This is a genomic window from Microbulbifer okhotskensis (genome assembly GCF_023895975.1).
In the GTDB taxonomy this organism is placed as follows: Bacteria; Pseudomonadota; Gammaproteobacteria; order Pseudomonadales; family Cellvibrionaceae; genus Microbulbifer; species Microbulbifer okhotskensis.
Genome location: NZ_JALBWM010000124.1, coordinates 1 through 10,451 on the forward strand (window position 1 = coordinate 1; position 10,451 = coordinate 10,451).

Annotated in this window: 11 protein-coding genes; 1 reads left to right on the top strand and 10 read right to left on the bottom strand. The window is 46.1% G+C overall.

Going from position 1 to position 10,451, the window contains the following annotated elements; genetic code table 11:
• Nucleotides 1-181 precede the first annotated feature (181 nt).
• The 6 genes from MO867_RS24095 to MO867_RS18570 all read right to left on the bottom strand — a co-directional run bounded on the left by MO867_RS24095 (nt 182) and on the right by MO867_RS18570 (nt 5,534).
• Nucleotides 182-430, bottom strand: coding sequence for a hypothetical protein (locus MO867_RS24095; RefSeq protein ID WP_373565905.1), 249 nt, complete (start codon nt 428-430; stop codon nt 182-184).
• A 99-nt stretch (nt 431-529) separates the two neighbouring features.
• On the bottom strand, nt 530-1,615 hold the full coding sequence (locus tag MO867_RS18550) for a hypothetical protein (protein ID WP_252471927.1): 1,086 nt from the start codon (nt 1,613-1,615) through the stop codon (nt 530-532).
• A complete protein-coding gene (locus MO867_RS18555; protein WP_252471929.1) occupies nt 1,612-2,313 on the bottom strand; it encodes an OmpA/MotB family protein in 702 nt (233 codons plus the stop codon). The genes MO867_RS18550 and MO867_RS18555 overlap by 4 nt, the downstream gene beginning before the upstream one ends.
• A complete protein-coding gene (locus tag MO867_RS18560; RefSeq protein ID WP_252471931.1) occupies nt 2,306-3,616 on the bottom strand; it encodes a MotA/TolQ/ExbB proton channel family protein in 1,311 nt (436 codons plus the stop codon). Before MO867_RS18560 ends, MO867_RS18555 begins: the two co-directional genes overlap by 8 nt.
• Nucleotides 3,616-4,848 (bottom strand): class I SAM-dependent methyltransferase, encoded by a 1,233-nt coding sequence (locus MO867_RS18565; protein ID WP_252471933.1) that lies wholly within the window; start codon nt 4,846-4,848, stop codon nt 3,616-3,618. The genes MO867_RS18560 and MO867_RS18565 overlap by 1 nt, the downstream gene beginning before the upstream one ends.
• A gap of 71 nt (nt 4,849-4,919) precedes the next feature.
• A complete protein-coding gene (locus MO867_RS18570) occupies nt 4,920-5,534 on the bottom strand; it encodes a bactofilin family protein (RefSeq protein ID WP_252471935.1) in 615 nt (204 codons plus the stop codon).
• A 549-nt stretch (nt 5,535-6,083) separates the two neighbouring features.
• Here MO867_RS18570 and MO867_RS18575 point away from each other — a divergent pair.
• Nucleotides 6,084-6,347 (top strand): hypothetical protein, encoded by a 264-nt coding sequence (locus tag MO867_RS18575; protein ID WP_252471937.1) that lies wholly within the window; start codon nt 6,084-6,086, stop codon nt 6,345-6,347.
• A gap of 632 nt (nt 6,348-6,979) precedes the next feature.
• On the opposite strand, the gene MO867_RS18580 is transcribed toward MO867_RS18575, so the two are convergent.
• From MO867_RS18580 to MO867_RS18595, 4 genes are all read right to left on the bottom strand, one after another.
• The gene (locus tag MO867_RS18580) at nt 6,980-7,981 is read right to left on the bottom strand and encodes a hypothetical protein (protein WP_252471939.1); all 1,002 of its coding nucleotides are present in this window, start codon (nt 7,979-7,981) and stop codon (nt 6,980-6,982) included.
• Between the two features lie 441 nt (nt 7,982-8,422).
• Nucleotides 8,423-8,821 carry a DUF6331 family protein gene (locus MO867_RS18585; protein ID WP_252471941.1) on the bottom strand — a complete coding sequence of 133 codons (399 nt, stop codon included), beginning with the start codon at nt 8,819-8,821 and terminating at the stop codon, nt 8,423-8,425.
• A gap of 155 nt (nt 8,822-8,976) precedes the next feature.
• Complete coding sequence (locus MO867_RS18590; RefSeq protein WP_252471943.1) at nt 8,977-9,606, bottom strand: SMI1/KNR4 family protein; 630 nt, start codon at nt 9,604-9,606, stop codon at nt 8,977-8,979.
• A 95-nt stretch (nt 9,607-9,701) separates the two neighbouring features.
• Complete coding sequence (locus MO867_RS18595) at nt 9,702-10,202, bottom strand: hypothetical protein (RefSeq protein WP_252471945.1); 501 nt, start codon at nt 10,200-10,202, stop codon at nt 9,702-9,704.
• Nucleotides 10,203-10,451 lie beyond the last annotated feature (249 nt).

The following is a 10,451-nucleotide window of genomic DNA, read 5'->3' on the forward strand; positions in this document are numbered from 1 at the left end:
CGACCAGAGCGCTGCTTGATCAGGCCTGTTGAACACCAGAATTGACAATAACTCACCATGATATAGTAGCACTTAAAAAATTATTGGCAGGGGATTCGCCTGCAAAGCTTCTCAACCTGGAGGGTAAGTAATCGAAAGCCCTTGGGAGGTTTGATTGTTATTAGTCCGGCGAATTAATAGTTCATTTTTGCTGCATATTTAATTGATTCATGCTGAAAGTAGGAGGCTCGCGTGCGGGCTTCTTCTGTAGCATTCTCGTGTGAGAAAGTACTTTATTTTCCAGCTTCTCTTTGGGGCGTGCTGGAATTCCACCATAAGCATCCCTTTTATGACCGCAGTTTAAATATTCATCTGGATTCAGTTCAGGTGAATGCGATGGCAAAAAAACTTCAATCTCATCCTGGTGTTCTGACGGATTAGCTTTCACCACTCGAGCATGATGAGCTCTAAGGTTGTCTAGAATGAGGTAAACTTAGCCACCATTTAGGCTGATTTATATGGGATAGCCCTGGCTCCGAGGCACTCTTGCTTATCCCAAGCCCAACTCCCGTTCGATTTGATCTTTGCGCCATATTGAGTAGTTTTCAGGGATTTTTGATTCTTTTGTGTTGTCGGCAATAATTGCACGGCCCATGCTGGGCCAGCACAATATGGCCAGTACTCTGGGGGCTATTACCTGGAAAACTTTGGGTGGGCCCAATAGGGTTTTTAGCCGTTGTACCAGTGGCAGCCAAGAAGCGGGTAATACCTGTTCAGCAATCATCCAGGATGCCTGGGGCTCGCTGCCTAATTGTTTTGTCAGAGATTCGTAGCGTAGAGTCGCTGCGCGCAAGGCTGCTTGTGGCGTTGCCAATATTACTGCGCGCGCACGTCGCTCGGCGCATAACAGGCAAATTTTTTGCGGTAGCCCGCTGCGTTGCGCCAGTTCCGGATTCAGTGCCCAGCGGCTGGCTTTTATCTGACACTGACAAATAGAGCAGGTATATTTTGAGCTATCGACAGCGAAAACAGAGCTCACCTTCTGGGGGCGTTCACCATTTAGCCAAAGGACGGGGGACTTATCAAAAATCGTGTTGGCAAAATATCGAGCATAGTTTAACCAGTCAATATCGATAACTGTTCCAAATCGATCTTTGCGCACCAGGTCGGGGATATTCAGGCTATAGAGGTGGCGCAGGCAGTGAGGGCAGGGCCTGAGTTTGTCTTGCGGAAAGGCTGACAGTGCTGCGCTATAGTCACTACTGGCCCAAACAGATCCTTGGTAGTTGGCTACAGAAGGGCACTTGGGAGAAATATGAATTTGCCCAAAAACGTCTGCTTGCGTAGATGGGCTCTGCACAAAACCAAACAGAAAAACGGGAATACCCCGGTAACGCCAGGCGCAGGCTAGGCTGTCAAGATCTGAAAAGTCGAGCTGGATGCCCATGCGAATGGCGCCGGCCAAGCTATTTCGGTTTGCCTTGCTCGCAGCATGTCTCTGCGCCCTGCGCTCGATAGCCGCGGCGCTTCGGCTGCTACTTTGATATCCGCGAGGAGCCGATTGCATGGGCTGTAATTCGGGCGGTGACACTTGGGACTCGCGATTATGTATAAGCTGAAAGTTAATTAGCTTCACAAAGCTTCCTCAAGAATTTGCAGGATATGGCTTTCAGAATCCCTGACTACCCTGAAGGCAACCCGCCGCGAGCGATCTGCATCTTCTATACCGCTGGTATTAAGTATGGGACGCGCCGAAGAATAGCCTACGGCTGCGACCTTTGCGCGCACCAATACTGCTTGTGCCGGTCCAAGCAGTGAGTGCGCATATTGCATGACTGCGCGTGAACGCTGCTGAGAGAGGCGCAAGTTGTGAAAGTACCCTTCCTCTGGTGCAGATTGCTCACCCCATTCAGAACTGGTGTGCCCTTCTATTTGGATTGCGGCGATAGAATCCATATAGGGAGTCAGCGCGGCAATGTACCGGGGTACAAATGAAGACATAATCTCCTGTGCATTATCGCTCAGGGTAAAATCACCAGTCTTGAAGAGTGCATCACTATTGTTAAAGGAAATGGCGAGGGTCTGTTTATCCAGTGATGCACCCCAGCGATCCAGGTCGCGAGAGAACTCCTGCTGCAGAGTTTGATAGATCGCCAGCTGAGTATCCCGATAAGATTCTGCCAGTTCCCGAATTTTGGCCCGTTCGTCAATCAGAGAGCGCATCACAAAGACGGCGATACAAAGAAACACCATCATCAGTCCAGCCATCATGTCAGATAGGCTGATCCACTGGCTATCACCGGTCTCACTGCTCGAATGTGCGCTATCAAACATGCTCCTCTCCAGTGACCTGCTGGACCTGAGTGTCGATTCGCTTCATTTGATGAATTAGCTGGCGAAAATCCCGTGAGAATTCACCACCCAGCGAACCGAGTGCATCGCCCATTGCTGCCATAACACTCTCCACTTCGTTATGTAAGCGCTGGTCCAGCAGTTCATACTGACGCTTGATACTGACATCGGCATTGGTTAAATCTCGGGTGATAACCTGCGATAGCTCGGTGATCATCTGTTGGTGAGTCTTGGCAATAAGCTGCGCAAGCTCTGACATTGATTCACGATGGTTGCTTGCGGTTTCATGGATAATGCTGGAAAAGTGGTTGGGGTCGATACTGGTTAGAACATCGGCGAGAGCAACCACTTTACTAGTTCTTTGGTCAAAGACATCACTCTGGGTTTTACTCAGGGAAATCAAGTCTTGAACTTGGGTACTCAGTTGTTGATTTGCCTGATCAATTCCCTGGGTAAGGGATTCGAACTTTGGCGCTATATCAGGAATCGATTTTTGTAGAACCTCAATAGACGCTTGTTGTTCATTGAGCATGGCCGAAATTTGTTCAGAATGATTGCGCTGCTGCTCGACCAGGGAGGGAATAACATTGAATATTTCCGGCAGTTCGGTAATGCGCTGGTGCAGCTGCAAAAGGTTTTCTTGGGCACTGTTAATTTCGATGAGCAGGGAGGTGGTTTGTTCGCGGTAGATTGTTGCTAGCTCGGCATGCTGCTCGTGCTGTCCTATTAAAGCTTGCAGGGCAGGGGATACTGCTTCAAGTTGTTGGGTGAAATGCTGTAAATTTTCGCCCATTTGTACGTTCAAGCCGTCATTGAACTTTTCTACGACCAAGGTGAGTGACTGAAGCACTTCCTTGCTGATGCGCTGCTGAAACTTGGCCTGGTCTTCTCTCTGGCCATTAAGTGCCAACAAAATATCATCCGAGGTTGCCTTGCTTGGCTGATCTCTGGTGAATAATTGAAATATAGTACGCAGTATCAGGGAAAGGAATAAACCCAGAATACTGGTCATAAAGGCGGTTTCGAGTCCTTGCATAAGCTCTGAAATAGAGGTGTCAATATCCGCCAGATCAAAGCCGTAGATACCAATAATAATACCGATAAAGGTGCCTAGTATGCCCAGAGCAGTCAGCAGTGATGGTGCCTCCCTTACGAAGCGCGGAAATTTGCCTAAAGGGTAGAGGATCAAAGCGATGGCGCTAAGGGTAAGCATCACTACAAGGAAGGTATCGGTCACCTGCTCCGGAGATAACTTAGTTAACCAGTGGGAGAAAAACTGAGTCATTATTGATCCTTTACAACTTTTTGCATTGTTATTTCGTGATAAAAGGGGCCGTTGGGTACCCGCCCGGCGCCCTGACTAAGTACTTTCATTTGTGGTAGGGACTTTACTACATCAGTAATTGTACGGAACTTTGTCTGCTCATTCCCGGTTGGGTGAATATAGGCTCCAACAAGACCGGATTGCTGAACCTCAAATACACCGCAGTTATTCGGAAGCTTCTGTTGCTTGAAGAGTAGAAAGTGCATCACGCCGTCATTGGCGAGGTATTGATACAATTCGCTGGTGATAGTTTGTATCTGCTCAGTTGAAAAGAAATTGAGCAGGTCCCAAAGCAGGATGCAATTCAGGTTGGTGGGGAGGGTAGCCTGCCGTAGAGCAGCTTGCACCGCGGCGTCAAACGGCACCTTGCGACTGCATTGCCAGAGTATTGCTGAATAAAGATCTGAGATAAACAGCTCGCCCGCCTCACGTTGCAGGTGCTGCATATTCCTGCCGGCCTTCTTTCCAATCTCCAGAACCTTGCTCACTGGAGAGCGGGTTGTGTGAGATAGGGCGGTATTGAACGCAGTCAGGGGTAAGCTTGTCAGGCGGGCTCGGCTGAATGCGGAAATCGCCCCTGAGGAGCCCCCGGCTCTTACCGCATTTGGGGACTTTACATTGCCGTACTCGAACATTAATTCGATCAGATCTTTACGCATGCCTTTCCGGTGTAAGAGGGAAGAGCGCAGCGAGAAATTGCCCATTGTCTTCATCAGGTTGAGTGAAGAATACCTATAAGTGGGTATGGGTTTCTGTAATGTTAGTGGTGTGGTATTAAAGGTGAAGCCGGATAGGCGCTTAAAGTCGGCGGGTGCTTTAGGCATTGTGCCAGTGTACAGCATTGTATGGAAAATGGCGCCGGGCTTTAAGTGAGGGCGAATTTCCTCAATTAAATACGTGATAAGCTCTGGCTCCATAAAATTAAACAGATCCCAGCAGAGCACAACATCTATTTTTATCCGCGATGGTTTTTTGATCAGGTGTTCAGATAAGCGCGCAGCTCTGGTTTGTACATCAAAATCGTAGATTTCAATTAAGAGGCTACGTAGATCTTCAATAAATGTCTGGCAGGATAGTTCCAGGAAAGTTTGAGTGGTGCCGAATGAAAGGCAGCCTAAATCTAAAACTTTACTGCCTGGTTGAACGACTTCATCTGCCAAGGCGGCAATACCAAATGAATGATGCTGCAACATATTTCCCACACCAAAAGCTAAAACCCCGGCAATAGCCGGGGTCCATATTGAGGATCTCCCGAAGCGTTAACTTAGTTTTCCTCAGCTTCCTCTTCTGTCTCTTTGGCACCGAACAGATAATCGCTGGTGTCGGACAGGCGGGATGAATCGCTTGCAGTAGAGCCGCTGGAGGTGTAAGAGGGATTGCGCTGGGAACGATTTGCGGGTTTCTCTTCAGTAGCAGGTAGATCCGGATGAACCAGACGATCAGAGAATTCCTTGTGGCGTTCCTTCATCTCTGAATCGGTGTCTATCATATCCATTGAGCCACGGAATTTACCGCCGTCATCCAGTTTGATTCTTGGCGCAATCAGGTTTCCGTTAACTTGTGCAGTGTTGCGAATTTCAATCAGCTCATCGGCAAGTGCGTCGCCATCCAGGGTTCCTTCCACGACAATATTTTTCGCATGAATATTCGCTGTCACTGCGCCGCCGGTACCGACAGAAAGGTTGTGGCCAACCATAATAACAGTGCCATCAACAGTGCCTTCCACATGAAGGTCTTCGGTACCAATCAGTTCGCCGCGGAAATTAATTCCCTCACCCAGCACTGATTTAGAACCTGAAGTCGAGAGGGATGATTGCTGTTCTACAGAGCTCATACCTGCTAGAAATGGTGTGGCGTCATTGCTTTTGTCAGTGCTCATCGAAATAAATCTCTTCGTTGTGGAAAAAGTCAGCTGTTGAGTTTGTTACACCCATACCCAAAATTGAAGCGATATCGGTGTGTCAGGTTATATGTTTAGTCAAAAATTCACAGATGGCATGGTTTCTCCGGGTGGAAGCTACATGCACATTCGATTTTCTGCAAAAATCTCTTCACTATTGCGCAACTTGTTTCAATACCGTTGATCCGGCGTAGGGGCCTGGGTGCTTGGTTGCAGCCCCAGAATGCCTTTGCGTCTTTCCATTCCGTGTGTACATATATCTGTGATCGATTTTTTGCGCCCAACACTTGACAGTTCCTTTTTTCAAAGCTCTTCGCATCATCTTTCGCGGCGCTCCCCCCAGCCGATTCTTCGTGTCATGGGCAATGGCCTTGCTAATCAACCCTAAACGACGAGTGGACACTACGGCTGTGCATAAAATCGCCGCATATCGATTACTTACTTAGGGTAAAGTTTGTAAGTAAATATTTACTTCTGAATGTGGAGGGCATACTGCTAATTGCTGCTGCTCGTGGGTGGTGAGCCTTGGTGGGCACATATCAATATGGATTGGAATGTTACTACCTTACAGCGAGTTTGCTACCGGGTTGCGGTTTGGCAATTAATCAAGCTGACCTCGACTTGAATGGGATGAATTTAGCACGCTTTATGTGTAAAAAATGTGATGCAGGGCAGGCTTTTGCAGATTTTTCCGTATTTGCGTTTATCTTGTCCTATTTGGTGGGGCGGCTACGGAATAAAGGTGCTGGCTTTTGTGCTTATTATAAAGGTCAATACTTCGGACAGTTTTAGAGGGCTAGGGCCCCTGAATCTATAAGGCTTGAGCCTCGAAGGGCTATTTTATCGCAAGTCTAAGGTAGCCTTGAGTTGCCAATAGCTACCTTCTTGAGCTGCAGCCCCCAAAATTACTGGGCTAAAGCTGTCCGGAGTATTGAGAGGTGATAACTGCGGCTGCGGAGCTTTATTGAAGATGCAGGTGATCCGAGTTTAGAGGTCTTTATCATCAATGATATAAATAATTCCGGCGAAGTTGGCAGGTTCTTGCCATGGAGATTTTTCGGATTACGTTGCAAGTCGGCCGCAAAGTGATTAAGTGGGTATTTGTTAACCCCTGCTAGAAAGCTAGTAGCCGCAAAGGGCGGGCTCAAGCTGTAATAATTTAGCCCTCACCTCCCTCCGTAGTTATCGGAAAACCTAATGATGAGTTTCGATATCTACGCCTGATTTTTCCATAGGTTTGCTATGGTATTTGCTATTTTCGCAAGTAGCTATGATTCAGTTTGTTGTGTCGGACCTAATCTCTTATATCAGTACTTGATAGTTTAGCTTTTGGAGCAGGCTCGCCCAGAGCTAACTGGGCCGTAGAGCCCAGCTAAAAACCGGATGAGCCCGCTAACTGCTTGTGCTCCAGCTTTCTGCTGTGGCTAGGCTACTGCTCCTTCTGGAATATATTTTTTAGCTTTGTAAGGTAATTTACGAATCAAATTTCTTCTAACACGGTGCCAGTAGGCGGATAGTAATAGCAGTGCTGCCCCCATAAATACCCCTGTTAGTGCAAAACTGTAGCCTATACCGCCGTAGGTTTTGATAAGGCTTGAAAGTGCATAAAGTACATACACTAAAGAGGAAACCATCAGCGCACGTCTATCGATAGTAATGGAGAGTGCAGTTATTAATAGATACAGGGCTAAAACAACGGCCATGCTAACGAAGCTCTCATTGCCGTCAAGCACGCCCAGATATGTGAAAATGGGGTGAATAATCAAAGGTGCAGAGAGCAGATGCAACCAAAAAGCTGTATCTGATCTACGCGTTATTCTACTTGTGTCAGAGGCGTCCCAGTACATTGCAAAAATAAATGTTAATATTCCACATAGAAATACTATTGGTAATAACCAGTTTTTAGTTTCGGGAAAGATGCTTAAAGTTAATGAAACTATAAAGCCGGTTACTGCTGCCGTACCTACTGCAATAGTGATAGGGACTCTGAAGCGTAACCAGTGAAGACCGGCTGCCAAAACGGCTGCGGCAGCCGCAGCAACAAGTGAAATTTCGGATGGGAGAGCTGAAGCTGTAAATGCAAAAGTGCCACCGACAAATGCGAGCAGCAGCATGATGGCGGGAAGAGCCATTCTTCGTTTAAGAACAAAAAACTCAGCCAAACACCATGACAGGCCAGCAAATACGGCTAAGCCTATGCTGTTCTCGCTGGTAATGGCTTTAAGTACCCATAAAGAGGAAAAAAGAACTAATGAGCATGCGAAAACAATGAAAATATCATTGAAACCACCAATTAGTCTAAAGTTTTCCTCGTCGGCAGCAGGTGAGTTTCTTAAAGATGAGAGCTTTGATCGAAACTCAGTGACAGACTCGGCAGTGAAGATTCCATTCTTCACTGCAAAATTTAAATCTTCATCCGTGTACATACATATCCTATTTAGATGATGTTGGGTATAGAAAAATTCTGATTCAGCCAGTTCGGCGTGATTATATACGAAAGATGATATTGATATAAAACTTTTAGGACTGCTGCTTCACCATCTGGGATGGGTTGATTTATGGTGGTATCCAATCCCTCATTTCTTTCCTGTGAGTTGGGTGTCTGTAAATTTCTTTCTGTCTCAGTCTGGCGGAGAGAAATACAACCTTAATATACGATAAGGGCGGTTGGACAGTCTGAGGTTTTTCGGGGCTGACGTTAATCCGCTAGGGGTAACAAAGATTTCTTATTGTCGCAGGAGAAATTTCCGAGATAGACTTCTCAATCGGTTAAAAAACGGTATAGCAGCAAGGGTTGATAGAGGCGGTTGTACCAGGTTGATTGATTAAGGCGGCGGGGTTGAGGGTTGTGGATATAGAGCGGAGGTTCAGTTCTCGGAGAGTGAGTTTCGCTGGACGTTGTTATAGGTTTTTAGAAGATGCTCTAATAGCTGTAAAAATACAGCGCGCGTAAAAAAGTTGTTGAGTGTAGAGCTAACCAAGACTTCATTTTCCAGATTCATAATTTTAGCTTTAGGTCTCACAATGCAGTCAATTAGCTCCCTGTGGTTAAATTTTTTGGTGTTTTTTATTGTATCCTCCTCCCATAAGTCGTAAGCATCGATTCCGCAACAGGTGGAAAAGCATTGGGTTTCCAGCGCCTTCCTGGTGGGGAGTAGCATTTGCATATATGGATCAATTTCCGTTGCGTCGTCTTTGGTGCTTTTGGGGTCTGGAACGATGATCCATTGATCGCTTCCAATACTGATGTCGTGCTGGTTATTCATAGATGCTCAATGTCGAAAGTAGCGGCGTATTTTGATGGTCTAGAACTGAAAGATAGTCGCGATCTTCTTTGTTGTCTGGGGCTGGGCACAAGTTTGAAGAGTTGTATTAGAGAAAAATACTGAGCGAGTCTTGCCCGCTCCGTCGCCACTAACTACTAATCACCAGGGAATATATTGCTATTTTCAAAAACGGAAACCCACTCTTCATAGTATTTTGAGGCATGCTTGTGGATAAATGGAAAGAGCCAGCTTGCAGGTTCTTCTGCCAGATTAAAACCATTTCTGTCATCAATAATTGAATCCTCAAGGTTAAAGCCACACAAGGCATGATGTGTCGCTGCGGCGCAAACAAGAAACTGGCCAATAGAATCCGCAATTGGGCGGAATTCCCATTTGCCGGCTCCATGCATTGCTTTGTACACCTTAGAATGCTTTTCTTGCTCGTTGAGCTTAACAATAATCGGGTCGGCACCCTCGTCTGAAAATATAAACCAGGATTCACGCCAGCCTTTAATCGGTTCCTTAGAGGCGGAGTTATAATTATAGCCGTCCATCAACCAAGAGAGTCGCTGTTTAGCATAAACTCCCAGTGAGTTGCCTATGCAGGTAAAATAGAAATTTGATGCAGGGGCAAATTTATCAATGTAATTCTTGAGCTCCGGGGGAAGGGTGATGCCTTTTTCTTGTTCAAGGGAGGAGGATGTTGAAGAGTCCTCCTCCTTCCCAAATTCAATAGTTTCATTGAAAAAGCTATTTATCAATTCCAAGCTTTCAGTAAGATTCATATAGTTTCCATTGAACATAAATATTATCAATAGTGGTGTGTTGGCTTGATGAATTCCTGGGGCGAACTCTACACCAGCGGCTTTCTACAATTAAGTCAGGGCTCCAATCCCGTCGTGCTGAGGGTCGTTTCAATGCAAGTGGTTTTTTTAGATTTAAATGCATTTGAAAATTTTGAGTTTCCTTGATATTTTCCTTGTTGTGTTGATATGTCTTTGCGGGTGATGACAATTTTAAATGCTGGGTTTAGGTAGGCACAAAAGTGCGAATATTTACTACCATCAGAATTAGTGATTATTTTTTGAGTCTTGGTCAGTTCATTCAGTTCATTCAGTGCTTTAGTGACAGCATTTTTGGCTGTTTTTCCTGTAATTTCTTCAGGGAGAGAATATATCGCCACATTTTCTCCAAGTCTAATGTCGACTAGACGGTGACCCTTGTCAAATTCTTCTTCTATATTCTCCATTCTTATGGCTAGTCGACTACCATCAGATTGGGTTAGATCTGATTCCTTTAGAAGTCGAACGGCATCACCAAAGAAAATTGGGAAATATCGCCCCGTTTTAGGTTGAGATTTAAGGTCCTTTCTCCCGTTCATTGCTCGCTCTTATACCTGATATTTATGCAGCATTCATCGTTAAGTAGCCTCTGAACAATCCCGTAATATCTTTGTAGGCCTTGAGGGCTGCAACGCAGCAGCTGTGCTTTCAAGGCGCGTTCTATGGGGCTTTCAGGGGGGAGGGTAGAGGTTCCCTGACGCTATTATCCTGACAGTCATTACAGAATCAACTTAGCAATACTTCGGACAGTTTTAGGGGGCGAAATAGGTAGGAACCACGGCCAGATA